General features: G+C 72.3%; 19 protein-coding genes and 1 pseudogene. 7 read left to right on the top strand and 13 right to left on the bottom strand.

Features of this window, described 5'->3' with window-relative positions:
* The first annotated feature begins 43 nt into the window (after positions 1 to 43).
* Genes BLW32_RS00490 through BLW32_RS00500 form a run of 3 tightly spaced genes read left to right on the top strand, consistent with a single transcriptional unit; the run spans position 44 to position 7,340 of the window.
* Positions 44 to 3,451 carry an arabinosyltransferase domain-containing protein gene (locus BLW32_RS00490; RefSeq protein ID WP_068740101.1) on the top strand — a complete coding sequence of 1,136 codons (3,408 nt, stop codon included), beginning with the start codon at positions 44 to 46 and terminating at the stop codon, positions 3,449 to 3,451.
* A 9-nt stretch (positions 3,452 to 3,460) separates the two neighbouring features.
* Positions 3,461 to 6,697, top strand: a complete 3,237-nt coding sequence (locus BLW32_RS00495; RefSeq protein WP_068526125.1) for an arabinosyltransferase domain-containing protein — start codon at positions 3,461 to 3,463, stop codon at positions 6,695 to 6,697.
* A gap of 58 nt (positions 6,698 to 6,755) precedes the next feature.
* Positions 6,756 to 7,340 carry a GNAT family N-acetyltransferase gene (locus BLW32_RS00500; RefSeq protein WP_068740103.1) on the top strand — a complete coding sequence of 195 codons (585 nt, stop codon included), beginning with the start codon at positions 6,756 to 6,758 and terminating at the stop codon, positions 7,338 to 7,340.
* Between the two features lie 7 nt (positions 7,341 to 7,347).
* On the opposite strand, the gene BLW32_RS00505 is transcribed toward BLW32_RS00500, so the two are convergent.
* The 4 genes from BLW32_RS00505 to BLW32_RS00520 form a co-directional block, all read right to left on the bottom strand.
* Complete coding sequence (locus BLW32_RS00505) at positions 7,348 to 8,841, bottom strand: carboxylesterase/lipase family protein (protein WP_068740105.1); 1,494 nt, start codon at positions 8,839 to 8,841, stop codon at positions 7,348 to 7,350.
* A gap of 10 nt (positions 8,842 to 8,851) precedes the next feature.
* Positions 8,852 to 10,618: a BCCT family transporter gene (locus BLW32_RS00510; RefSeq protein ID WP_068740107.1), complete on the bottom strand. Its 1,767-nt coding sequence runs from the start codon at positions 10,616 to 10,618 to the stop codon at positions 8,852 to 8,854.
* A gap of 121 nt (positions 10,619 to 10,739) precedes the next feature.
* Positions 10,740 to 11,420 carry a TIGR00266 family protein gene (locus tag BLW32_RS00515; protein WP_068526129.1) on the bottom strand — a complete coding sequence of 227 codons (681 nt, stop codon included), beginning with the start codon at positions 11,418 to 11,420 and terminating at the stop codon, positions 10,740 to 10,742.
* Positions 11,421 to 11,443: 23 nt separating this feature from the next.
* Positions 11,444 to 12,388 carry an acyl-ACP desaturase gene (locus BLW32_RS00520; protein ID WP_068740109.1) on the bottom strand — a complete coding sequence of 315 codons (945 nt, stop codon included), beginning with the start codon at positions 12,386 to 12,388 and terminating at the stop codon, positions 11,444 to 11,446.
* Between the two features lie 195 nt (positions 12,389 to 12,583).
* Between BLW32_RS00520 and BLW32_RS00525 the strand changes: the two genes are divergently transcribed.
* On the top strand, positions 12,584 to 13,231 hold the full coding sequence (locus BLW32_RS00525; RefSeq protein ID WP_068526131.1) for a response regulator transcription factor: 648 nt from the start codon (positions 12,584 to 12,586) through the stop codon (positions 13,229 to 13,231).
* Between the two features lie 5 nt (positions 13,232 to 13,236).
* Here BLW32_RS00525 and BLW32_RS00530 read toward each other — a convergent pair whose 3' ends face one another.
* Complete coding sequence (locus BLW32_RS00530; RefSeq protein WP_068740111.1) at positions 13,237 to 13,485, bottom strand: hypothetical protein; 249 nt, start codon at positions 13,483 to 13,485, stop codon at positions 13,237 to 13,239.
* An 83-nt stretch (positions 13,486 to 13,568) separates the two neighbouring features.
* Between BLW32_RS00530 and BLW32_RS00535 the strand changes: the two genes are divergently transcribed.
* Positions 13,569 to 14,735: a GAF domain-containing sensor histidine kinase gene (locus tag BLW32_RS00535; protein WP_068740113.1), complete on the top strand. Its 1,167-nt coding sequence runs from the start codon at positions 13,569 to 13,571 to the stop codon at positions 14,733 to 14,735.
* Here the strand turns inward: BLW32_RS00535 and BLW32_RS27975 are convergent.
* The 6 genes and pseudogenes from BLW32_RS27975 to BLW32_RS00560 all read right to left on the bottom strand — a co-directional run bounded on the left by BLW32_RS27975 (position 14,732) and on the right by BLW32_RS00560 (position 19,293).
* The gene (locus tag BLW32_RS27975; RefSeq protein ID WP_225536150.1) at positions 14,732 to 15,136 is read right to left on the bottom strand and encodes a rhodanese-like domain-containing protein; all 405 of its coding nucleotides are present in this window, start codon (positions 15,134 to 15,136) and stop codon (positions 14,732 to 14,734) included. The genes BLW32_RS00535 and BLW32_RS27975 overlap by 4 nt on opposite strands.
* Positions 15,116 to 15,613 (bottom strand): annotated as a pseudogene (locus BLW32_RS27980) (cupin domain-containing protein); the annotation flags it as partial. The pseudogene BLW32_RS27980 and the gene BLW32_RS27975, both read right to left, overlap by 21 nt.
* Before the next feature lie 86 nt (positions 15,614 to 15,699).
* Entirely contained in the window at positions 15,700 to 16,689 is a 990-nt protein-coding gene (locus BLW32_RS00545) for a glycine betaine ABC transporter substrate-binding protein (protein ID WP_068526134.1), read from the bottom strand.
* Positions 16,686 to 17,483: an ABC transporter permease gene (locus BLW32_RS00550; protein WP_068526135.1), complete on the bottom strand. Its 798-nt coding sequence runs from the start codon at positions 17,481 to 17,483 to the stop codon at positions 16,686 to 16,688. Before BLW32_RS00550 ends, BLW32_RS00545 begins: the two co-directional genes overlap by 4 nt.
* Positions 17,480 to 18,652 (bottom strand): ATP-binding cassette domain-containing protein, encoded by a 1,173-nt coding sequence (locus BLW32_RS00555; protein WP_068740115.1) that lies wholly within the window; start codon positions 18,650 to 18,652, stop codon positions 17,480 to 17,482. Before BLW32_RS00555 ends, BLW32_RS00550 begins: the two co-directional genes overlap by 4 nt.
* The gene (locus BLW32_RS00560; protein ID WP_068526137.1) at positions 18,649 to 19,293 is read right to left on the bottom strand and encodes an ABC transporter permease; all 645 of its coding nucleotides are present in this window, start codon (positions 19,291 to 19,293) and stop codon (positions 18,649 to 18,651) included. The genes BLW32_RS00555 and BLW32_RS00560 overlap by 4 nt, the downstream gene beginning before the upstream one ends.
* A 208-nt stretch (positions 19,294 to 19,501) precedes the next feature.
* Here BLW32_RS00560 and helR point away from each other — a divergent pair, with 208 nt between their 5' ends.
* On the top strand, positions 19,502 to 21,685 hold the full coding sequence (gene helR, locus BLW32_RS00565) for an RNA polymerase recycling motor ATPase HelR (RefSeq protein WP_175546282.1): 2,184 nt from the start codon (positions 19,502 to 19,504) through the stop codon (positions 21,683 to 21,685).
* Positions 21,686 to 21,703: 18 nt separating this feature from the next.
* Here helR and BLW32_RS00570 read toward each other — a convergent pair whose 3' ends face one another.
* Complete coding sequence (locus BLW32_RS00570) at positions 21,704 to 22,318, bottom strand: DUF1345 domain-containing protein (RefSeq protein ID WP_068740117.1); 615 nt, start codon at positions 22,316 to 22,318, stop codon at positions 21,704 to 21,706.
* A gap of 48 nt (positions 22,319 to 22,366) precedes the next feature.
* Here BLW32_RS00570 and BLW32_RS00575 point away from each other — a divergent pair, with 48 nt between their 5' ends.
* Complete coding sequence (locus BLW32_RS00575; RefSeq protein WP_068526140.1) at positions 22,367 to 22,936, top strand: TetR/AcrR family transcriptional regulator; 570 nt, start codon at positions 22,367 to 22,369, stop codon at positions 22,934 to 22,936.
* A gap of 44 nt (positions 22,937 to 22,980) precedes the next feature.
* Here the strand turns inward: BLW32_RS00575 and BLW32_RS00580 are convergent, their stop codons facing one another.
* Positions 22,981 to 23,631: a TetR/AcrR family transcriptional regulator gene (locus BLW32_RS00580; RefSeq protein WP_225536117.1), complete on the bottom strand. Its 651-nt coding sequence runs from the start codon at positions 23,629 to 23,631 to the stop codon at positions 22,981 to 22,983.
* Positions 23,632 to 23,808: the final 177 nt, after the last annotated feature.

The raw sequence follows: 23,808 nt of genomic DNA on the forward strand, positions 1-23,808 counted from the left end.
GGCGAATCGGTTCTCGCAGCTGACTCGCATACCATGAGCATCCGTGTCCGTGCCTACGTCCCGCTCCGAGTCGGAGCCCGGCCCCCAGCGTCGAGCCGCTGCCGCAGCTCCGTCGCGAGCCGCCGGCATCGCCCGCCTCGCCGCGGTCGTCGCCGGTGCCGTCGGCCTCCTGCTCTGCCTGCTGACCCCCCTGCTGCCGGTGCAGCAGGCCACCGCCTCGCTCGACTGGCCGCAACTGCGGCCGGGGGCCGAGAGCGCGGAGGTCACGGCCTCCCTCGTCACGCAGTCGCCCGCCGACCTCACGGCGACGGTGCCGTGCTCGGCGATCGCCCGTGCCGCCGGCTCCGGCGGCACGGTCCTCTCGACGCTGCCCGTGGGGTCCGGCGCGGCCCGGGAGCTGGGCCTGAACGTCACCGTCGGGCCGCCCGGACCGGGCCAGGCGGTCACCGTCTCCTCCCGCAACACCGTCATCGCCGCGGCGCCGGTGGACCGGCTGCGGGGCTGCTCGCAGCTGCAGCTGTGGTCCAACGCCGCCGAGGTCGGCGCGCGGTTCGAGGGCATCGACGTGGCGGGCTCGATCCCGACGGAGAACCGGCCCGTCATGGGCGGCGTCTTCACCTCGCTGACGGCCGCCGACGTCGCGGCCGCGGGCCCGGGCCTGCGCCTGCACGCGGACCTCGACACCCGGTTCGAGCTCTCCCCGTCGCCGCTCAAGGCGGCCGCGATCGGCGTCGGCCTCCTCAGTGTGCTCGCCTCGCTGGTCGCGCTGTGGCTGCTGGACCGGACCTTCGGCCACCATCGCCGGGCGCCGCACCGGAGCCTCGGGCAGCTCCTGCGCCCCCGCCCGGTCGACGTGGCCGTGCTCGGCGGCCTCGCCCTGTGGACCGTGCTCGGCGCGGGCAGCTCGGACGACGGCTACATCCTGTCGATGGGCAAGGTCGCGCCCGAGGCCGGCTACACGGCGAACTACTACCGCTTCTTCGGCGCCCCGGAGGCCCCGTTCGACTGGTACTACACCTTCCTCTCGCACTGGGGCTCGGTCAGCGCGAACGCGATCTGGATGCGCCTGCCCATGCTGGCCGCGGGCGTCGTGGTGTGGCTGCTGCTCAGCCGCGTGCTACTGCCCCGCCTCGGGCCCGGTATCCGCCGGTACCCGCTGGCCGTGTGGGCCGCCGGCGCGATGCTGCTGGCCTTCTGGTTCCCGCTCGCCTCGGGCCTGCGCTCGGAGCCGATCATCGTGCTCGGCACCATCGTCACCTGGGCCGCCGTCGAGCGCTCCGTCGCGACGCACCGCGCGCTGCCCGCGGCGATCGCCGCGATGGCCGCGGGCCTGACGCTGGGCCTCGCGCCGCAGGGCGTCATCGCCGCGGCGCTGCTGCTGGCCTCGTCGGCCGCGGTGCTCCGCGTGCTCGTCGCGCGCCGGCGGGAGGCCGGACTGGCCGCGCTCGTGCTGCCCGTGCTGGCCGCGGCCGCCGTGATCGTGCCGATCGCCTTCCGCGATCAGTCGCTGGCGTCGGTCGCCGAGGCCATCCGCATCCGCCTCGAGGTGGGGCCGGCCGCGCCCTGGACGCAGGAGTACCTGCGCTTCTTCTTCCTCACGGTCGAGACCACCGACGGTTCGCTGGTCCGCCGCGTGCCCGTCTACCTTTTCGTGATGTGCCTGTTCGTGGCGCTGTTCGTCATGCTCCGCGGCCGCCGCATCGCGCGGATCGCACCCGGCCCCGTGTGGCGGCTCGTGGGCGCGGTCTTCATCGCCGCGGCCCTGCTCTCGCTCACGCCCACCAAGTGGACCGTGCACTTCGGGGTGTACGCCGGGCTCGCCGCCGCCCTCGCCGCGGTGACGACGGTGGCGGTGGTCGAGGCGGCCCGCACGTCCGTCCGGAACTTCACGTTCTTCCTCTGCGGGATGCTCTTCGCGCTCGCCGCGGCGTTCGCGGGCTTCAACCTGTGGTCCTGGCCCTACCTGTGGGGCGTGCCCTGGTTCGATCGGGCGCCCGAGGTCGCCGGCATCACCTTCAGCAAGGCGTTCCTGATCCTGGCCGGCCTGGCCGGAGCGCTCGCCGCGTGGCAGCACTTCCGGATCGACTTCCGCGGCCGGGGCGAGGGCGGCCTGGTCGAGGAGGGCACCGTCGACGACACCGCCCTGGAGGACACCGAGCTCGCGACCCACACCCGGGCCGACCGGGACCAGGCCCTACGCAGCCGGCGCCGGCTGCAGCTGGCCTCGCTGCCGCTGGTCGTGGTCCTCGGCATGCTCGTGCTGGGCGAGGGCGCGATCTTCGCGAAGGCCTACGTCTCGAACCCGGCCACGTACACGGTCGCCAAGGGCAACCTGGACGCGCTCCGCGGCAAGAGCTGCGGGATGGCGCGCTCGGTGCTGGTGGAGACCGACCCCAACGCCGACATGCTGACCTCGGCCGAGGGCCGCTCGGCCGCGCAGGCGCTCGTCGGCCCCGGCTCGACGGGCTTCACGCCCGACGGCATCCCGAACGAGCTCAAGCCGCTGGCGATCAGCTCGGCGCCCGGCCAGATCAACATGGCCTCCCCCATCACCTCGCCGTTCACGTCCACCGCGGCGACTGCGGGCACCGGCGGCGGCACCGGGCCCCGCACGATCAACGGCAGCACCGCCGCCCTGCCCTTCGGACTCGACCCGGCGCGCACCCCCGTCGTCGGCTCGTACGGCCAGAACACCGTGCCCGCGGAGCTGTTCAGCGACTGGTACGGCCTGCCCGCGCGGTCGGCGGACCGCCCGCTGGTGGCCTTCGCGGCCTCCGGCGCCATCTCCTCGGTCGGCCCGACCGGCAAGAAGGAGTACGGCCAGCCCGTGACGCTGGAATGGGCCGAGCGCCGCGCCGACGGCTCGATCGGCGCCCGCGGCGTCGTCGACCCGATCGACCCGGGCCCGAACAAGCCGTGGCGCAACCTGCGCGTGCCGATGGAGGCGATCCCGCCCGCGGCGAACGTCGTCCGCATCCACGTGCGCGACCCGAACCTCGGCGCGCAGCAGTGGGTGGCCGTGACGCCGCCCCGCGTGCCGCGCCTGCGCACCCTGCAGGACGTGGTGGGCGAGACGGACCCCGTGCTGCTCGACCTGCTCGTGGGCCAGCAGTTCCCGTGCCAGCGCCCGCTGGCGATCCGCAACGGCACCTACGAGGTACCCAAGTGGCGCATCCTGCCCACGCGCAAGGACGCGCTCTCCACGTCCTCGACATGGCAGGCCCGCGAGGCCGGCGGCCCGCTGACGGTGCCGGACACGCTGCTCAAGACGACGACGCTGCCCACGTACATGACCGGGGACCTCACCCGGGACTGGGGCGAACTGCAGCAGTACGCGCCCCTCGCCGACGACGCCCCCGCGGCGAACCTGACGGTCGGTGTCCAGACGCGGTCGGGATGGTGGCGCCAGGGCCCCATCCGCGCGCTGACCAACCAGACGGTGAAGAACTAGGAATCGATGATGACCAGCGATAACTCGACCGCAGCCGCGACGGTGCCGCCGGAGCAGCGCTACGGGAAGTGGCGGATCGTCGCCGCCGTGGCGGGCCTGCTCGGCTTCGTCCTGGCGATCCTCACGCCCTTCCTGCCGGTCAAGGAGACCACCACCGCGCTGCACTGGCCGCAGAACGGCAAGGTCTCGAACGTCGAGGCGCCGCTCGTCTCGTACACCCCGATCCGGCTCGACGTCTCGCTGCCGTGCTCGGTGGTCGACGAGCTGCCCGCCGCGGGCGGCACCCTGCTGCGCACGCTCCCCGAGGACGGGCCGCGCCCGGGCCTGCAGGGCCTGGTGATCCGCGCCGACGCCAAGAACGTCATCATCGCCGACCGCGACGTCGCGCTGGCGACCGCGAGCCGCGCCGACGTGGCACGCGCGGGCGCAGGCTGCGCCATCCGCTTCGTCTCCACCCCCGAGGCGACGACGGCGGAGTTCACCGGGATGCCGCAGGGCGCGCAGACCTCGAACCAGCTGTCGAACACCGTCGCCGATCCCAACCTGCGGCCGCAGATCGCCGGCTTCTACACCGATCTCCCCGCCTCGACGCCCGTCGCCGGGATCGACGTCTCGACGCAGGTGGACACCCGGTTCGTCACCACCCCGTCGACCATCAAGCTGATCGCCATCGTCGTGGGCATCGCCTCCACGATCCTCGCGCTGATCGCGCTGGGCTTCGTGGACATGCGCGACGGCCGCGGCCACATCCGCTTCATGCCGCAGGGCTGGCTGCGCCCGCGGCCCGTGGACTTCACCGTGATCGGCGTGCTCGGGATCTGGTGGCTGATCGGGCCGAACACGTCCGACGACGGCTACCAGATCACGATGGCCACGCAGACGAAGTTCAGCGGCTACATGATCAACTACTTCCGCAGCTTCGGCGTGCCGGAGAACCCCGTCGGCTGGAACGACTACCTGTTCACCGCGATCTCGCACGTCACGACCGCGGCGCCCGCGATGCGGGTGCCCGGGCTGATCTTCGGTCTGCTGACCTGGCTCGTGATCTCGCGCGAGATGATCCCGCGACTCGGCCGCGCCGTGCGCAACAACCCCGCCGCCCTGTGGGCCGGCGCGGGCGGCTTCCTGCTGATCTGGCTGCCGCTCAACAACGGCCTGCGTCCCGAGCCCGCGGTGGTCTTCTTCTCCCTGCTGACCTGGGTCTCGGTGGAGCGCGCCATCGCGACCGGCCGCATGCTGCCCGTGGCGATCGCCGTCCCGTGCGCGGCGCTCTGCGTGGGCGCCGCGCCCGGCGGCCTCATCGCCGTCGCCGCGCTGCTCGCCGCGTCGCGCCAGATCATCACGCGCATCGTCAAGCGCCGGGGGCGCGACGGGCTGCTGCCGCTGATCGCGCCGATCCTCGCCTCGGGCATGGCGTACCTGTTCTACGCCTTCTTCACACCCACCGCGGCGGCGCTGCGCGAGGCCATCACGGTCAAGGGCGTCACCGGGCCCACCCTGGACTGGTACGAGGAGGGCGTCCGCTACTACTACCTCATGCTCGAGACGGAGGACGGCTCCGCCGTGCGCCGGATCGGCGTGCTCACCGCCTTCCTCTGCCTGCTGACGGTGCTGACCTTCATGCTGCGCCGCAAGCGCCCGGCCGGCATCTCCTCGGGCCCCGTGTGGCGCCTCATGGCGGTCTTCTTCGCCACCGTGGTGCTGCTGGCCTTCACCCCGACCAAGTGGACGCACCACCTGGGCCTGTTCGCCGGCTACGCCGCGGGCATCGCCGCCGTGGCCGCGACGCTGACCATGGCGCCGATGATGCGGTCCAAGCGCAACCGCGTCTTCTTCGCCGCCGCGGCGCTGTTCATCGCCGCGATCTCCTTCGCCGCCCGCGTCGGCTACTACTGGGTGGGCACCTACGGCATCCCGTGGAACACCATGCCGCCGCAGCTCTTCGGGCTCGAGATCTCCTGGATGCTGTTCTTCGCCTCCGTCCTCACGGCCCTCTACGGCCTGTGGCTGCACTACCGGCGCGACTACGCCCCGGAGCCGACCAAGACCCGCGGCCGGACCCTCCCGACGCTGGCGATCCTCACCATGCTCATGGTCCTGTTCGACGTGGGCACCATGGCGAAGGGCGCCTACGCGCAGCGCGGCAGCTTCTCCTGGACCGCGTCGAACGTCCGTGCGCTGCAGGGCGACACGTGCTCGATGGCGGACTACGTCCTGATGGAGACCGACCCCAACGCCGGGCAGCTCAAGCCCGCCCCGCGGCCCGACGGTTCCGTGCCGAGCGCGACTCAGGCCCTCGCCGGTAAGTCGACGGGCTTCTCCCCCACCGGGATCCCCGGGTGGCTGTCGCCCGTGAAGTCGAACCCGGGCCACAACACCGACGTGACCAACTCCGACGTGCCGGAGACGGTGGGCGGCAAGCGGAACCCCGACCCGAAGACCGACGGGGTGCCGCTGCCCTTCGGCCTCAACCCGGCGACCACGCCGGTGCTGGGCTCCTCGGGCGCGACGGGCCTGGCGAACCTCACCACGGACTGGTACACGCTCGGCGCGATCGACGAGTCGACCCCGCTCGTCACGCTGTCCGTAGCAGGGCCCGTCGCCGCGACGGGCATCAACGGCGTTGCGCGCGACGGCCGGACGCTGTTCCTCGAGGCCGGGCACCGGTCCGAGAACGGCGCGGTGCAGCCGCTGGGCCGCCTGGCCCCGCTGGACGCGTGGACGAACAACAACTGGCGCAACCTGCGTTTCCCGACGGCCGACCTGCCGCGCGGCACGAACACCGTGCGCGTGGTGATCGACGACAAGGTGCCCGCCGCCGACGCCATCGTCGTGACCCCGCCGCGGATGACGCCCATGAAGACGCTGCAGGAGTTCCTGGGCCGTGACACCGTCGTGGCGTTGGACTTCATGGTCGCCTTCGCCTTCCCGTGCCAGCACCAGGTGCGCGCGGTCAACGGCCTGTTCGAGCGGCCCGAGTACCGGATCTCGCCCGATTACATGGCGACGGTGCTCACCTCGAACACGTGGCAGGGGTGGAAGACCGGCGGCCCGCTCGGCGTGACCGATGCGTTGTACCACGAGCAGATCGTGCCCACGTACCTCAAGGGCAAGTGGGCGATGGACTGGGGCACGCTGACGAAGTTCACGCCGTGGACGGCGGCGGAGCCCGCGCAGCTGGAGCTCGGCACCGCCACCCGCTCGGGCTGGTACACGCCGGGGCCGATGCGCTCCGCGCCGTACTGATCCCCGGCGGGCCCGGCGGCACCGCCCGCCGCGCCCGCCGCGGGCGTACCGTCGAAGCATGGAACCGGTCACCCGGCACCGCATCGAGGACGTCACGCCGCGCACGCTGTGGGCGTCGTTCGGGGTGCTCGCCCGCGCCTTCGCCGACGATCCCGTGATCCGGTGGGTCCAGCCCTCCCCGCGGCTCGACCGCGTCACCTTCGCGGGCATCCACGTGGCCTCGCACGGGGCCCCGGGGGCGAGCCACCTGCTGTTCGACGGTGCCGAGCCCGTCGCCGCGGCGTCCTGGGACCCGCCGGGCCACGCGCCGCACCCGCTGCGGCAGGTCGCGTCGCTGCCGCTGCTGGCCGCGGGGATCAGCACCGGGTTCGGGCGGGGCGCCGCCCTGGTGGCCGCGCTCGAGGACCGCCGGCCGACGGAGCCGCACTGGTACCTCGCCACGATCGGATCGGCCGTTCCGGGCCGCGGCTTCGGCTCGGCGTTACTGCGGTACGGCCTCGAGCGGGTCACCGGCACGGCCTACCTCGAGTCGAGCAACCCCCGCAACGTGCCCCTGTACCAGCGGTTCGGGTTCGAGCCGCTGGCCCCGATCCGCCTGCCCCGCGGCCCCGAGCTCATCCCGATGCTGCGGCCCGCGCGGTAGACCGCGCTCAGCGCACCCCGTCCCAGAGCGCCCGCAGCTCGGGCGCCGGGTCGACGACGGTGCCGCCCTCGCCGCCGAACACCCGCACGGTGCGGGCGGGAAGGTAGGGCGCCCAGCCGGGGTCCTCACCGCGGGTGAAACGCACCCAGGCGCCGTGGGTCTCGTCGGCGACGGCCTGCGCGGGGGCGGGCCCCGTCAGGTTGGTGACGCCCTCGGCGTGGAGGTTGTCGAAGGCGAAGGCCAGCTCGACGGCGTGGCACGCGCCGAGGCGGCCGCCGAGCGCGGTGGACGGCTCGTCGAAGCGGTAGAAGAAGGTGGCGGCGGGCGCCTCCGCGCGCGCCTCGGCGATCCGCACCGCGGGGATGCCGAAGAACCAGTCGGCCATGATGCGGCAGAACAGGTCCCCGGGCGAGGCGGCGGGCTCGGCCGCACGGTAGGCGGCGACCGCGGCCGCCGGGTCGGGCAGGCCGTACTTCGCCGCGGTGGGGGCCAGCGCCGCCTCGGGCAGCAGATCGATGAGCCCGCCGGGCACGATGAAGAAGCGGGCCTCGTCGGCGTTGGCGCCCACCAGGACCCGTACCCCGGCGCCCGAGCCGGCGCGGATCGCGTCGATCGGCAGCTGCGGCAGGACGTCGCCGTCGATCACGGGCTCGAAGATCATCACGTTCCGCGAGAGCTCGCCCCAGGCAGTGGGGTCCGGATTCGCCTGGATCTCCGCGTCGAGCGCCGTCGTGGCGTCGACGAGCGCGGCGGGGTCGACCGCCGCGAAGCCCGCGCGGGTGGGTTCGACGCCGAGGCGCTCGGCGAGGGCGCGGGTGACCTGCTGTGCGGTCTCCCGGGTGATGGCGTGGTGACCCGCGCCGCTCTGCAGCACGGCCTGCGCGAACAGACCCTGCGCCCGAGGGGATCCGAGCAGCGAGCCGACGCTCATGCCGCCCGCGGACTCCCCGGCGACGGTGACCCGCGCCGGGTCGCCGCCGAAGGCGGCGATGTTGTCGCGCACCCATTCCAGCGCCATGATCTGGTCGCGCAGGCCGAGGTTGGTGTGCTCGTCCCCGGTGTCGAGGAAGCCGAGCGCGCCGAGGCGGTAGTTGATCGTCACGCACACGACGCCGTCGCGGGCGAAGGCCGCGCCGTCGTAGTAGCCGCTGCGGCCGCTGCCGTTGCGGAAGGCGCCGCCGTGGATCCACACGAACACGGGCAGCGCGTCGGCGCCCTCGGGCGCCCACACGTTGAGGTTGAGGCACTCCGGCCCGGGGAAGTCGGGCTCGGCGGTGAGGATCTCCGCGACCGGCCCCTGGTAGCCCGGCTTGGGCACCGTCGGGCCGAAGGCGGAGGCGTCGCGCTCGCCCGCCCACGGCGCCGGCGACGCGGCCGGCAGGAGCCAGCCGGCACCGTCGAGCGGGGCGGCGTAGGGCAGGCCCAGGAAGCGGGCCACACCCTGCTCGACGGTGCCGCGGACGCGGCCGGAACGGGTCTCGGCGGTGACGGAGGAGGTCATGCCTCCCTGTCTACCGGGAGGCGTCGTCCTTCGGATCGATTTCGATCGGCCCGGAGTGATCGGCGTCGTAGACCTCGATCGTGACCAGCTCGCCGGTGTGCGGCGGGTGGTAGAGGTCCTCCGGGACCTCGCCGTCGGAGTAGACCGGCAGGTCGGCCGACGGGAGCACGTCCGTACTGTCGTCGGTCACCGCGAGCGTATTGGCGTGCCAGCGCATGCGCTCGCCGAGCTCGTCGCGGTGCGCCCGCTCGGCCACGATCAGCGGATCGTGCCAGAGGTCCATCATCAGGCCCACACACATGCCGATCATCACCACGAGGAACGGCGCGGCGGCGATGATCGCCATCTGTTTGATACCGGTCAGCGCGTCGTCACCGCTCACCCAGAGCAGCAGTGCCGCAACGCTACCGGTGAGCACGCCCCAGAAGATGGTGATGAGCCGGTTCGGTTCCTCGGCGCCGCGCTGCGACAGGGTGCCCATCACGATGGACGCAGAGTCCGCGCCGGAGACGAAGAAGATGCCGACCAGCAGCACCACGAGGAAGGCGGTGATCGTGGGCCAGGGCAGGTTGCCGAGGACGTCGAAGAGCAGGACCTCCTCGTTCGCCGCCTTGCTCACTTCGAGGCCCGCCTGCTCCTGGTGGATCGCGGTGCCGCCGAAGACGGCGAACCACACCAGCGAGACCAGGGTGGGCACGGCCATGACGCCGATCACGAACTCGCGGATGGTGCGGCCGCGGGAGATCTTCGCGAGGAACAGGCCCACGAACGGGGTCCAGCTGACCCACCAGGCCCAGTAGAAGATGCTCCAGGTGGCGAGCCACTCGCCGGCCTCGGGCTCGTTGGCCGCGGACCGGGCGGACATGTCCATGAAGTCGGCCGCGTACGCGCCCATCGACGTGGGCAGCAGGTTCAGGATGAACACGGTGGGGCCGACCACGAAGACGAAGAGCGCGAGCACGAGGGCGAGCACCATGTTGGTGTTCGAGAGCCACTGGATGCCCTTGGCGACGCCCGAGACCGCGGAGGCCACGAAGGCCAGCGTCAGGACGGCGATGATCGCGACGAGCAGCAGCTTGCTGGAGCCGTCGTCCGCCCAGCCGAGCCGCTCGAGGCCGGCACCGACCTGCGCGGCACCCAGTCCCAGCGAGGCCGTGGTGCCGAAGAGCGTGGCGAAGATGGCGAGGATGTCGATCACCCGGCCGCCCACGCCGTGCCCGCCGGTGCGGTTGAAGATCGGCGCGAACACCGAGCTGATCAGCTGGCTGCGCCCGCACCGGTAGGTGCTGTAGGCGATCGCGAGGCCGACCACCGCGTAGATGGCCCACGGGTGGAAGCCCCAGTGGAACATGGTGGTCGCCATCGCGACGGCCACGTCGTGGCCGTTCATGCCGGGAGGCGCGCCCACGTAGTGGGCGATCGGCTCGGCGGCGCCGAAGAACATCAGGCCGATGCCCATGCCCGCGCTGAACATCATCGCGATCCACGACACGGTCTTGAACTCGGGCCGTTCCCCGTCGCGCCCCAGGGGGATGCGACCGAAGCGGGAGAAGGCCAGAAAAGCTGCGAAAAGGACGAAGAAGCTGGCTGAGATGAGGAACAGCCAACCCAAATCGGTGATGATCCAATTGAGGACATCGGAGGTCGTCTGCTTCAACCCGTCCGAATCCAGGAAACCCCAGAGGACGAACGCCAGGACCACGGCGGCCGTCACACCGAAAACGACCCAGTCGGTCGTCCGGCGATGGTCTCCTGTCTTATTAGTTACAGTAGCCATGATCCCACTAGATCACAGTGGTCATGGCACTGGTCAAATCTCCGGGGAAGTCCCCCGGGCCCGATCGCGCCGAACTAGACTGCCCGACCTGCAGGTTCGTGCGCTGCAGGAATCCGTCCGGTCAGGCAGACGGCGCCACCGACCGGATCCAGCTCTCGAGGCCCCGCGGGTTGCGGGTCTGCAGCAGCACCCGGCCGGGGCCGGTGAATTCGAAGACCATGCCCTCGCCGGACTTCATCGACTGGATCCACTTCCCCTGCACGGCGCGGCGCATGGAGAACTGCATGTTCAGGTCGTAGGCCACCACGTGGCCGGTGTCGATCACCACCTGCTCGCCCGGGTGGAGGTCGATGACGTCGATGGCCCCGTAGCAGGCGACGAGCACCTCGCCCTGGCCCGCGGCCTGCAGGCCGAAGGCGCCCTCGCCGCCGAAGAAGGTCTTCGCGCCGCCGAACTGCGTGGTGGTCTGCACGCCGTGGGAGCTGGCGAGCCAGCCGCCGCGCGTCACGTAGTAGGGCCGGTCCGGCTGGATCTGCAGCACGGCGACGTCGCCGGGCAGCGTGCCCGCGATGTCCACCCAGCCGCCCTGCTGCGGCGCGGTGAAGGTGGAGACGAAGAAGGACTCGCCCGAGAGCAGGCTGCGCTTGAGGCCCTGCATGATGCCGCCCTGCGCCTGCGACTGCAGGTTCATCCCGGCGGAGTGCGCCACCATGGCGCCCGATTCCACGGTCATCGGCTCGTTCGGCGCCAGCTGGCACCGGGCCATGGTGAACGACGGGTTGTGACGGAGCTGTACCTGCATGCCGCCAATCTAGCCGAATCCGGTCACCCGGCGACACGCTCCCGGCGGCGGGCGTCGCGCTCGAGGGCGCGGTCCCGGGCGGCCTCGAACTTCGCCGCCCGGACGTCCAACTCGTCGACGAAGTCGCCGATCAGGTCGCGCATCCGCGCGGCCTCGCCCGACAGGTCGGTGCGCTCGAGCAACCCCCAGTGGCGCAGCACCGGCACCACCACTGCGTCGCGGTGCTGGCGCAGGTCGTAGATGCCGCTCTTGGCCATGAGGACGGCGTCGCGCCGGAAGTGCGGCAGCGCCGCGCCGGGCATCTGGAAGTTGGTGAGCACGGCATGGATCGCGGCCAGGGCCTGCGCCGGCGCGACCTCGATCGCGGCGCCGAGGATGTTGCGATAGAAGAGCATGTGCAGGTTCTCGTCGGCGGCGACGCGGGCCAGCATCCGGTCGGCGACGGGGTCGTCGCAGACCGCGGCGGTGTTGCGGTGGCTGATCCTGGTCGCGAGCTCCTGGAACGTCACGTAGCTCACCGACAGCAGCATCGAGTTCATCCCGGGCGCGAAGCCGTGCTGCATCTGCGTCATCCGCAGGTCCTCGAGTTCGACGGGATCCACCCCACGGGTCACGGTGAGGTAGTCGCGCAGCACGATCGAGTGCCGTGCCTCCTCGGCGGTCCACCGGTGCACCCAGTAGCCCCAGGCCCCGTCGAGCGTGAAGTTCTCGGCGATCTCGCGGTGGTAGCTCGGCAGGTTGTCCTCGGTGAGCAGGTTCATCACCAGCGCGGCCCGCGCGACCGGCGACAGCGCGGAGTCGTTCTCCTGGAAGTCCTCGCCGCCGAGCGCCGCGAAGTCGCGGCCGCGGCTCCACGGCACGTAGTCGTGCGGGTGCCAGTCGACCGCCTGCCGCAGGTGCCGGTCGACCTCCCGCTCGGCGGTCTCCGAGAGCTCGTACAGCAGTTCCAGGTCGGTCAGATCACTCATGGTTCCCAGCCTGGTCCGCCGCCGCCGGAACGGGCAGTGGCGATGGTCCCCGACGGCGTCCCGCATCCGGGCCCGGTACTGCGTCACCCCTGGTGAGGACGTGCGTACCGGTGCGCCCGGGACGTATGTCCCGTCCTCGTCCGCCGACGGTCCGCCGAGGACGAACCCCGCCCCGGACGGGCCTACGCTGGGAGCATGTCCTCGGTATTCCTCGTCGACGACCACGAGATCGTCCGGCGCGGCCTGGCCGACCTCCTCGCCTCCGACGGCAGCCACGCCGTGGTGGGCGAGGCGTCGACGGTCCGCGAGGCCCTCGCCCGCATCCCCGCCGTGCGCCCGGACGTCGCGGTGGTCGACGTTCGCCTGCCCGACGGGTCGGGCATCGACCTCGTCCGCGCGCTCCGCGACCAGCTGCCCGACCTGCCCTGCCTCGTGCTCACGTCGTACTCCGACGACGAGGCCCTGCTCGACGCGATCACCGCGGGCGCACAGGGCTACGTGCTCAAGCAGATCCGGGGGACCGAACTGGTGTCGGCGATCCGGACCGTCGCGGCCGGCGGTTCGCTGCTCGATTCCGCGAGCACCGCCCGGGTCCTGCAGCGCATCCGCCGCGGCCAGGAGGCGCCGCCCGCCCCGACGGGCCTGACCGGACAGGAGGAGGCGGTGCTCGAGCTGCTCGCCGAGGGACTGACCAACAAGCAGATCGCGGAGCGGATGTTCCTGGCGGAGAAGACCGTCCGCAACCACGTCACCGGCATCCTGGCCAAGCTGGGCGTGGAGAACCGGGTGCAGGCGGCCCTGCGCGCCGCACAGTGGCGCGACGCGGGCGGGGCACGACGATGAGCGGCTCAGGCCAGCGCCGCGCGGGCCTGCCGCCACGCGTCGACGGCGGGGGTGCCGCGCTGCACCGCGCGTTCGGCGAGCAGTCGGCCCAGGAGCCTGCACACCAGGTACTCCCAGTCGAGGTCGTCGAGGGCCGCGGTCGTGCGCACCTCGTTCCAGCGGGAGAGCCGGCCCTCGTAGGCCGCCTCGGCGAGGTCCACGACGAGAGTGCGCACGTCGGACCGGTCCAGCGGGTCGATGTCGATTCCGTTCACACCACCCAGCGTGGCGCCGAGAGGAGCTCCGCGCCAGGGACGTCCGTCCCGACGGTGCTCCCCTGTCCGAGGAGGGCGATCCGGTGACCGCGGAGCACGACACCGGCGCGGAGCGGCCGGACGCCGACCTGCAGGACATCCTGAGCGCGGTGATGGTCGTGGCTCAGGGGCTGGACCTGCCCGCGACGGTGCGCCGCATCGTCACCTCCGCGATGGCGCTGGTGGACGCCCGGTACGGCGCCGTGGGCGTGAGCAACGACGACGGCTCGCTCCAGGAGTTCATCTACGTCGGCGTGGACGCTGAGACGGCGGCGCGCATCGGCGATCCCCCGTGCGGCCGCGGCCTCCTGGGGTACCTCCTGCAGGTGCAGCAACCGGTCCGGATCGCGGAGCTCTCCGAGCACCCGTCCTCGGTCGGCTTCCCGCCGAACCATCCTCCGATGCACAGCTTCCTGGGCGCGCCGATCATGGTCGGCGGGAACCTGTTCGGGTGCATCTACCTGGCGGAGAAGGCCGACGGTGTCGCGTTCACGGCCGGCGACGCGAAGGCGATCGAGATCTTCGCCGCCGCCACGGCCGTCGCGATCGACAACGCCCAGATGCACGCGGAGACGCTGCGTCAGCAGCAGAGGCTCGGCGAGCTGCAGGTGATCGAGGAGCGCGAACGCATCGGGCGCGACCTGCACGACCACGTGATCCAGCGGATCTTCGCCGCGGGCCTCGGCCTGCAGGTGGCGCGCTCCGCCGCGGCCGACGAGCCCGTCCGCGAGCGGCTCGACGCCGCGATCGGGGAGCTCGACCGCACCATCGCCGACATCCGCTCGACCATCTTCGAGCTGTCCACGGACGGGAGCGGGCTCCGGAGCCGCCTGGTGCGGGCGGTCCGCGCGGTCGCGCACGGGGGCGGGACGTCCGTCGACGTCGGATTCTCGGGGCCGGTCGAGAGCGCGGTCGCCGACGACGGGCTCGCCCGCGATCTGGAGGCCGTGGTCACGGAGAGCGTCTCCAACGCGGTGCGCCACGCGGGCGGCACCCGCGTCACCGTCACCGTCATCGCGAGCGGCGAGGCCGTGACGGTCGAGGTGGCCGACGACGGAAAGGGTATTCCCGACGGTGGCCGGCGCAGCGGACTCCGGAACCTGGCTACCCGCGCGGAGCTGCGGGGCGGCGCCGTCGAACTGCTGCCCGCGGACCCGGGTGCCGAGCGGCCCGGCACCGTCGTGCGGTGGTCCGTCCCGCGGCGGTCCTAGCCGGCGGTGGGCGCGACGAGCGTGAGCGCCTTGTACCCGCCCGCGAGGTCGGCGGCGCGGTGCAGCCCGATGTCGCGCAGCGCGGCCGCGGCCAGGGAGCTCGAGTAGCCCTCCTGGCACATCACGATCCACCGCACGTCCCAGCCGGTGGCCTCGGCGATGCGGGCGTCGGACGACGGGTCGAGTCGCCACTCCAGCACGTTCCGCTCGATGATCAGAGCGCCGTCGACCTCGCCCTCGGCGGCGCGCTGCGCCGCGGGCCGGGTGTCGACGAGGATCGCGCCGGCGTCGAGCTCGGCGCGCAGATCCTCCGCCTCGACCCGGTCGATGCGGTCCCGCGCACCCGCCAGGAGCTCGTCGATGCCGCGCCCGCCGGTGGGGCCCTCGGGTTCGTCGGTCAGTTCGCTGCGCACGCGACGGAGCCTACCGCCGGGCGTCACCTCGTAGTAGGACATCGCGGTGAGCGGCGGGGAGTAGGCGTGCACCGAGAGGGTGGGCGTGGCGGCCTCCCCGGTCGCGGCGTCGTGGGCGTCGGCGTGCCTGGTCACGTCGTGCACCCAGCCGCGGTCGAAGGACGCCTGTCCGCCCGCGTCGATCCGCCGCTCCCGCAGGGCCTCCCCGTCCCAGCTGCGCTCCGCCAGCGCGCCCGAGACGACGGTGAGCGCGCCCAGCGAGCCGGCGTGGTCGTGCAGCTCGGTCGAGCGCTCGGGCACCCAGCTGATGAGCCAGACGTCCACGTCGTCGTCGCCCCACAGGCGGGTCGACCACCGCTCCCCCACCGGCCAATCGGTGGGGATCACGCGGTCGTAGTCGCCGGCACACACCTTGGCGGCCTCGGTCGCGGTGAGCGCCAGCAGGTCCGGTGCGTTCTCGGTCATGCGGTTCAGTGTCGGACGGTGGGAGCGGCGGGTGAACCCTTCCGCTCACCGCGACGGAAAGCGCACGCGCCCGGTCGAGCCGGGGCTCAGCGGACGAGCCCCACCTTCTTGAGCCAGGTCGCCGCCACGTCCGCGGGATCGCGGCCCTCGATGTCGATCTGCCCGTTGAGCTCCTGCATGGTCTCGTTGGTGAGCAGGCGGCTGACCTTCGCCAGTACGTCCTTGATCGCGGGGTACTTCGCCAGCGCATCCGTGCGCACCTCGGGCACACCGTCGTAGGGCAGGAAGAACTTCCGGTCGTCCTCGAGCAGCTGCAGGCCGAGCTTCCGGATCCGCCCGTCGGTGGCGTAGACATCGCCGGCGAGGCAGGTGTTGCCGGAGATCGCGGAGTAGATGACGCCCGCGTCCATCGTGGTGACGGTGTTCGCCGGGGTCCCGCTGCCGAGCGGCACCTCGTACTTCTCCAACAGCCGGCCGAGACCGTCGGGGCGCGATTGGAACTCCGGGTCCACGCACAGCGAGCGCTGCGCCGGCGGAAGCCGGAACAACTCGCTGAGGGTGTTCACGTTCAGCTGCGCCTTCTGCGCCGGCGTCACCGCGAAGGCGTACGTGTTGTTGAACGGGGCCGGGGTGAGCACCTCGATGCCGTTGGCCCGCTCGGCGTCGCGGACGCGGGTCCACAGCGCCGTCGAATCGCTGATGGTCTCGGTCTGCCCCAAGTAGCTGACCCAGATGGTGCCCGTGTACTCCCAGGAGACGTCGGCGGCGCCGCTCGTCATCGCCTGCCGCGACGACATCGAGCCCGGCGCGTTGGTGAGGTCGGTGATCTCGGCGCCCGCGGCCTGCAGGATCGTGGTGCTGATCTTGCCGAGCAGGATGCCCTCGGAGAAGGACTTCGAGGTCACCGAGATCTTCGCGCCCGCCAGCGGGGTCTGTCCGTCCGCGGGTTCGGCGTGCACGAAGTGGCCCGACGAGCTCTCCAGCCCACAGCCGGCGAGCACCAGCGACAGAGCCGCCACCACGGGCAGCACCGCGCGCCGCACCCGCGCCCGGGCGGTCCCGCGCGCCGCCGTCATGCGGTCACCCCGCGCAGGCCGCGCGGCGCCAGCAGGTACTCGGCGAGCCTGGCCAGCCAGTCGATGGCGAGGGCGAGCAGCGCGACCAGGAGCGCGCCGGAGAACAGCAGCGGCGGCAGGTACAGCGTGACGCCGGTGGTGATGAGCACACCCAACCCGCCGGCACCGATGAAGGTGCCGAGCGTCGCGGTGCCGACGAGGATGACGAGCGCGGTGCGCACGCCGTGCAGGATCACCGGCACCGACAGCGGCAGCTCCACCCGGAGCAGGGTCTGGAAGGCCGAGAAGCCCTGGCCGCGGGCGGCTTCGATGACGCGGTCGTCCACCTGGCGCAGGCCGGTGACGGTGTTCTGCAGGATCGGCAGCACAGCGTAGACGACGAGCGCCGCGACGGCGGTGCGGAATCCGGTGCCGAACCACATGGCGAACAGCACGACCATGCCGAGCACGGGCGCGGCCTGACCGACGTTGGCGAGGGCCACGATGATCGGCGCGACGCGGGCGAACCGCTTGCGCGTCACCAGGATCCCCAGTGGGATCGCGATGAGCACGACCAACACGGCGGAGACCACGGTCAGCTGGATGTGTTCCCACACCGATTCGCCGAGCGCCGACCACTGCAGCTGCACGGCCTCCGTCTCGGAGAAGGTCTGGGTGGCGTGCCAGATCAGGTACCCGGCGAAGCCGACGACCACGAGCAGCGGTTCGAGGATCAGATCGATCGGCACGCCGCCGGCGAACCGGGGCGTGGGCCCGACGCGCGCCGTCTTCGGCGCCTTGGCGGCGGCGGTCACGACGGGGCCGCCCGGTAGGTGTCGGCGGCCTGTTCCGGGTTCGCGATGGCCTGCCGCTCCCGGATGCGCTGCGCGACCTGCTCGATGGTGAGCGCGCCGATGACCTTGCCGCGCTGGGTGACCAGCACGCCGCCCTGACTGGAGGCCAGCATCACGTCGAGCGCATCGGCGAGGGTCGCGGTGCGTTCCGCGACCGGCAGCCGCTGGTCGACGTAGGTCGAGACGACGGGCTTGCTCAGCACCTCGGACACGGACGGCCAGGCCCGCGGCCGGTCGTTCTCGTCGACGACCACGACCCAGCTGAGCTTCGCCTCCTTGGCCCGCGCGGCGACCTCCTCCGACGGGTCGCCCGGGCGGGCCAGGACGACGGGGGCGCTGGGAATCTCGCCGACGGAGCTGAGCGACAGGTGCTTGAGGGTTGCACCCGATCCGACGAACTCCTCGACGAAGGCGTTGGCCGGCGACGTGAGGATCTCCTCGGGTGTGCCGAACTGCTCGATCTGGCCGCCCTCGGAGAGGATCAGCACGCGGTCGCCGAGCTTGATCGCCTCGTCGACGTCGTGCGTGACGATGACGATGGTCTTGTGCAGCTCCTCCTGGATCGCGAGGAGCTGGTCCTGCAGCCGCACGCGGGTGATGGGGTCCACCGCGCCGAAGGGCTCGTCCATGAGCAGGACGGGCGGGTCGGCCGCCAGCGCGCGGGCGACGCCGACGCGCTGCTGCTGGCCGCCGGACATCTCCTTGGGGAACCGGCTCCGGAAGGTGTCCGGGTCCAGCCCGACGAGTTCCAGCAGCTCGGTGACCCGGGCGCGGGTGCGGGCCTTGTCCCAGCCGAGGAGGCCCGGCACCGCGCCGATGTTCTTCTCCACCGTCCAGTGCGGGAACAGGCCGCCCGCCTGGACGACGTAGCCGATGCCCTGGCGGAGGTCGTCGGCGTCGGCCTTGGTCACGTCGGTCCCGCCGATGAGCACCCGCCCGGAGGTGGGCTCGATCAGCCGGTTGATCATCTTCAGCGTGGTGGTCTTGCCGCAGCCCGAGGGCCCGACGATGGCCACCGTCTCGCCCGCCTCGATGGCGATCGTCAGCTCCTTGACCGCCGGCCTCTCCTGCCCGCGGTAGCGCTTGATCACCTTCTCCAGCTCGATGGCAACGCCTGTCGTCCGAGTCATCGCAGTCCCTTCGAGACGGTGAGGCGGCCCAGGAGCACGAGCAGACCGTCGAGTACGAGCGCGACGGCCACCACGAGAACGGTGCCCACCAGCGCGGATTCGAGTGCACCGGCGCCGCCGAGGCGGGCGAGGCCGGAGAAGATCAGGGAGCCGAGCCCCGGGCCCAGCACGTAGGCGACGACCGTCGCGACGCCGACCACGAGCTGCGTACTCACCCGGATACCGGTGAGGATCACGGGCCAGGCGTTCGGCAGCTCGACGGTGGCCAGCACCCGCCACCGCGGCATCCCCAGCCCCCGGGCGGCCTCGACCAGCGCCGGCGGCACCGCCTGCAGCCCGACGATCGCGCTGGTCAGGATCGGCAGCGTCGCGTAGAAGGCGAGCATCGTGACCGACGGGGTGACGCCCAGCCCGAAGACGATGAGCAGCAGCGCGAGGAGCGCGAGGGACGGCACCGTCATACCGACGGACGCGACGGCGGTGGCGAACGCGGCACCCGCGCGCGAGCGGTACACCAGGGCGGCGATCGCCAGCGCGATCACCACCCCGATCACCACGCACTGGATCACCAACGAGGCGTGTTGATAGGTGAGGAAGCCGAGCTGACCCCCACGACCGTCGAGGAATCTTCGGAGGTCCACTCGTCCGAACCTACAGACGATGCGGGTTTCGCGCGCGGTTCGCGTCAGAGTGGGCGGAATCCGGGGCAGGTGATCACCCGGAGCGAGGCGCGCCAGAACGCGGAACCTCTCTCCCACTTCAATGTATAACGCACCCCGGGCCTTGCCGCAAGGCCCCGTCGGGGGCGCATACTCGCTGGCCGGATCCGATTTCTGTCGAGGTGGGTGCATGTCTGAATACGAGAACGAGCTGGCATCGGAGCGCGCGTACGTGGCGGGTTTGTACGCCCGGTTGGACGCCGAGCGCGACCGGGCGCGTCGCAGGTACGCGGACGCCCTGCGCGACCACGAGGGCCGGGCGGTGGACCGGGAGGGCGATGTGATGACCTCCGCGCGGGAGGTGCGGCGGCTGAGCGTCGCCGAGGAGGGGCTGGCCTTCGGCCGGCTCGACGGAGAGCCGAACGGCACCGTCGGGACGCGGTACGTGGGGCGCCTGGGCCTCTTCGACGACGAGGACGGGGACGACGAGCTGCTGTTGGATTGGCGGGCACCGGCGTCGCGACCGTTCTACACGGCGACGGGCGCGCACCCCGAGGGCGTGCACCGGCGGCGGCAGTTCCTCAGCGAGGGACGGGAGCTGACCGCGTTCACCGACGAGATGCTCGGCCGCCCGGGTGCGGACGCGCGCGGCGACGCCGCCCTGCTGGCCGCGGTGAACGCCCCGCGCGGCGAGGGGATGCGCGACATCGTCGCGACCATCCAGGCCGATCAGGACCGGATCATCCGGTCCGACAACCCGGGCGTCACGGTCATCGAGGGCGGGCCCGGCACCGGCAAGACGGTAGTGGCGCTGCACCGGGTGGCGTACCTGCTGTACACGCAGCGGGCGCGGTTCGAGCGGCACGGCGTGCTGGTGGTGGGGCCGAACACGTCCTTCCTGCAGCACATCGGGCGGGTGCTGCCCTCGCTCGGCGAGTCCGACGTGGTCTTCGCGACCCCGGCGACGCTGTACCCCGGCATCGCGGCGCGCGCCGAGGACGTGCCCTCGATGGCGCGGATCAAGGGCGCGGCCGCGATGGCCGACGTGCTCGCCGCCGCGGTCGCGGACCGCCGCACCCTGCCGGAGACTCCCGTCTCCATCGGGCTCGGCGACGCGACCGTGCGGATCGAGGCCGACGTGGTCGGCTGGGCCCGCGACGAGGCGCGAGACAGCGGGCAGCCGCACAACCAGGCGCGCACCGTCTTCCTCGACGTGCTGACCTGGGCGATCACCGAGCGGGCGCTGGGCCGGATCGGGAAGCAGTGGCTGCGCCGCGAGGACACGCGGGCCTGGGAGGAGATGCGCGGCAGCATGCTCGCGGACCTCGCGGTGGACGGGACGTTCCGGCGCACCGTCGACGCGCTGTGGCCCGTGCTGTCCCCCGAGGTCCTGCTCGCGGACCTGCTGAGCTCGCCCGAGCGGCTCGCCGCGGCGGGGGCGGACCCGTCGCTGCTGCGGTCCGACGGTGCCGCCTGGACCGTGTCCGACGTGCCCCTGCTGGACGAGCTCGCGGAGCTGCTCGGCCCGCACGAGGCGCAGGACGACGCGGCCGCCGCCGCGGCCCGGAAGGAGCAGGCGGAGTTCGCGGAGGGCGTGCTGGATTCGCTGGTGTCCCGGTCGGATTCGATGGACGACGAGGACCACCTCTTCGCGACCGACCTGCTGTACGCCGACGACCTGGCCGGGCGGTTCGAGGAGCGGGACACCCGCGACCTGGTGGAGCGGGCCGCGGCGGACCGGACCTGGGCGTACCGGCACGTGGTGGTGGACGAGGCGCAGGAGTTGTCGGCGATGGACTGGCGGGTCCTGATGCGGCGGTGCCCGTCCCGGTCGTTCACGGTGGTCGGCGACCTGACGCAGCGCAGCGCACCCGCGGGCGCCCGCTCGTGGGGCGAGATGCTGGACCCGTACGTCGCGGGCCGGTGGGCGTACACCGCGCTCACGGTGAACTACCGCACCCCGTCGGAGATCATGGCGGTGGCCGCGGACGTGCTGGCGGAGTTCGCGCCCGGCGCCGTACCGCCGGAGTCGGTGCGCGCCTCCGGGATCCGGCCGTGGGCCCGGCCCGTGACCGACGACGGGGTGGCCGGCGCGATCGACGCCTTCGTCCGGGACGAGGCGGGCCGGGAGGGTACGTCCGTCGTCATCGGGCCCGACGGTACGCCGGGCGCGGTGCCGCCGGCGCAGACGAAGGGGCTCGAGTTCGACGCGGTGCTGGTGGTGGACCCCGAGGCGATCCTCGCGGACGGCGAGCGCGGCGCGGCGGAACTCTACGTGGCGCTCACCCGCGCGACGCAGCGGCTCGGCGTGCTGCACCGCGCGCCGCTGCCGGCGTGCCTGTCCGGGCTCGAGAGCCCCGTCGCGGCGTCCTGACGCCCGCGCACGGCGTGCTCAGCCTCCGCTCTTGATCCAGTCCAGCGCGATCGCCACGACGGCCGCGTTGAAGAAGAAGCTGAGCACGCTGTGCACGATCACCAGGCGGCGGGTGGAACGCCGCGTGACGGTCACGTCCGAGACCGCGAAGGACGTGCCGATGGTGATGGAGAAGTAGACGAACTCCGTGAGCTGTGGGCGCTCGCAGTCCGGGAACTGCAGGCCGCCGGCGGTGAAGTAGTCGCGGGCGTAGATCTGCGCGAACGCGGTGTGCAGGAGCAGCCACGAGAGGAGGACCGTGGCCGCGGCGACGGGCTGGAGCGCGGGATCCGGCTCGTCGCCGCGGGTGGCGATCATGAGCAGACCGCCTACCAGGCCGGAGCCACTGACCACGACCGCGAACAGCGTGGTCTGCCAGCGCGGCGCGGCCATCAGGTCCGCATCGTCCTCGCCCGCGGGGATGCGGCGGCGCAACAGGAACCAGCCGGCGATCACGTAGGCGACGGCGGCCAGGTTCCACACGACGAGCAGCGGCACCGCGGAACTGCCGAACACCAGGACCGCGGCCAGCCAGGCCAGGCCCAACAGGGTGAGCACCGTCTCGAGCAGGGGGACCAGGACCGACCGTCGCATGCGGTCAGCTTTCCACGGCGCCGGCTCCGCGGCGGATACCATCGCCGCATGCCCCCCGCCCGCTCCAGCCCGTCGCGCTACGTCCAGCTGCGGTTCCTGGAGGCGGGTCTGGCGGTGTTGGCCGAGCGGGGGCACGCGTCGCTCAAGCTGGCAGCGGTGTGCGAGCAGGCCGGATCGTCGACCGGGAGCTTCTACCACGCCTATCCGAGCTGGCCGGAGTTCACGTCGGCGCTCATCGCGTACTGGCGGCAGACCAAGAGCGACCGGCTGATCGAGGCGGCGCGCCAGGTGCCCGACGCCTACGACCGGCTGATGTCGCTCACTCACGTCGGCCTGACGCTGCCGCACGCGACCGAGGCCGCGATCCGGGTGTGGGCGGCGCACGATCCGGAGGTGGCCCGCCATCAGGCGGAGGTCGACCTCGAGCGGCGCGATGTGATCGCGGAGACCTACGCCGAGGTGATCGGCGACCGCGAGCTCGCGGAGAAGTACGCGACCACCGCGCTGTACCTGCTGGTGGGCTACGAGAGCGGCACGCTGCAATCGCTCGACACGCTCGCCTTCGCCTTCCGCACCTTCACCGACGGCGCGCTCGGCGGGCCGCCCGAGGCCGACTGAACGCGGGGCCGGGACGAGGAGGCGCGGCCGCCTGCGGGCGGGCGTCAGCGGCTCGCGCGGACCACGAGGGCGTCGAGCAGATCGAAGACCTGCGCGGTGAGGACGGCGCCGGCGCTCTCGTCACCGAGGACGCGGCGACGGACGGCGCGCTCGAAGGGCCCGTCGAGCGCGGCGTACGTGCCCGCGGCGTCGAGGAGCGGCGTGCCGCCCGCGAGCTCCGCGTAGCGGCTCACGACCCGCCAGATCATCGCCTCGAGCGAGCCGTCGATCTCGCGCACGTCGTCGGTGAGCGCCGCCTCGAACATGGCCTGCGAGCGCAGGTCGTACCAGAGCTTGTGGGTCGGGAGGTCGTGCTCCATGGTGGCGGCCAGCCGCTCCGCGAACCGCAGGCGCAGCGCGGCCGCGTCGTCGTCGGGACGGAGCACGTCGTCGTAGGAGGCGATGCACTCGGCCTTGTAGAGGTGCACGCAGTGCGCGATCAGCTCGAGCCGGTCGGCGAAGTAGTAGTGCAGCACGCCGTGGCTGTACTCCGAGTTCGCGGCGATCTCGCGGAGGCTGGTGCGGGCGTAGCCGAGCTCCGAGAGGGTCTTGAGCGCCGCACGGGCCAGCTCGTCGCGCTTGGCCGCGACCTTCGTGGCGTGCTTGGTAGCGCCCACCGCAGCGGGCGCGGTCGCCGACGCGATCACCTCGGTCACCCCGCACTCCCTTCCTCCGGCCGACGGCGCGTCGGCATCGTCCCAGGATAGCCCCTGTGCCGCGCCCCGGGGCGGCGCCCCGAGCGAAAAGTCTTGACGAATGTCCAACATTTTTCTTGACAGTCGTCTAGATTCTGGAATGTGACGGCCGCCACAGGCGGTACCCACGAAGTCCGA

The organism is Tsukamurella tyrosinosolvens (assembly GCF_900104775.1).
GTDB lineage: Bacteria > Actinomycetota > Actinomycetes > Mycobacteriales > Mycobacteriaceae > Tsukamurella > Tsukamurella tyrosinosolvens.

Bases quoted from the DNA above. Each gene is read 5' to 3' on its own strand.
- BLW32_RS00525 (WP_068526131.1), top strand. From the start codon at position 12,584: ATGTCCTCGGTATTCCTCGTCGACGACCACGAGATCGTCCGGCGCGGC.
- helR (WP_175546282.1), top strand. From the start codon at position 19,502: ATGTCTGAATACGAGAACGAGCTGGCATCGGAGCGCGCGTACGTGGCG.
- BLW32_RS00570 (WP_068740117.1), bottom strand. From the start codon at position 22,318: ATGCGACGGTCGGTCCTGGTCCCCCTGCTCGAGACGGTGCTCACCCTG.
- BLW32_RS00520 (WP_068740109.1), bottom strand. From the start codon at position 12,388: ATGAGTGATCTGACCGACCTGGAACTGCTGTACGAGCTCTCGGAGACC.
- BLW32_RS00500 (WP_068740103.1), top strand. From the start codon at position 6,756: ATGGAACCGGTCACCCGGCACCGCATCGAGGACGTCACGCCGCGCACG.
- BLW32_RS00515 (WP_068526129.1), bottom strand. From the start codon at position 11,420: ATGCAGGTACAGCTCCGTCACAACCCGTCGTTCACCATGGCCCGGTGC.
- BLW32_RS00555 (WP_068740115.1), bottom strand. From the start codon at position 18,652: ATGACTCGGACGACAGGCGTTGCCATCGAGCTGGAGAAGGTGATCAAG.
- BLW32_RS00505 (WP_068740105.1), bottom strand. From the start codon at position 8,841: ATGACCTCCTCCGTCACCGCCGAGACCCGTTCCGGCCGCGTCCGCGGC.
- BLW32_RS00495 (WP_068526125.1), top strand. From the start codon at position 3,461: ATGACCAGCGATAACTCGACCGCAGCCGCGACGGTGCCGCCGGAGCAG.
- BLW32_RS00510 (WP_068740107.1), bottom strand. From the start codon at position 10,618: ATGGCTACTGTAACTAATAAGACAGGAGACCATCGCCGGACGACCGAC.
- BLW32_RS00545 (WP_068526134.1), bottom strand. From the start codon at position 16,689: ATGACGGCGGCGCGCGGGACCGCCCGGGCGCGGGTGCGGCGCGCGGTG.
- BLW32_RS00575 (WP_068526140.1), top strand. From the start codon at position 22,367: ATGCCCCCCGCCCGCTCCAGCCCGTCGCGCTACGTCCAGCTGCGGTTC.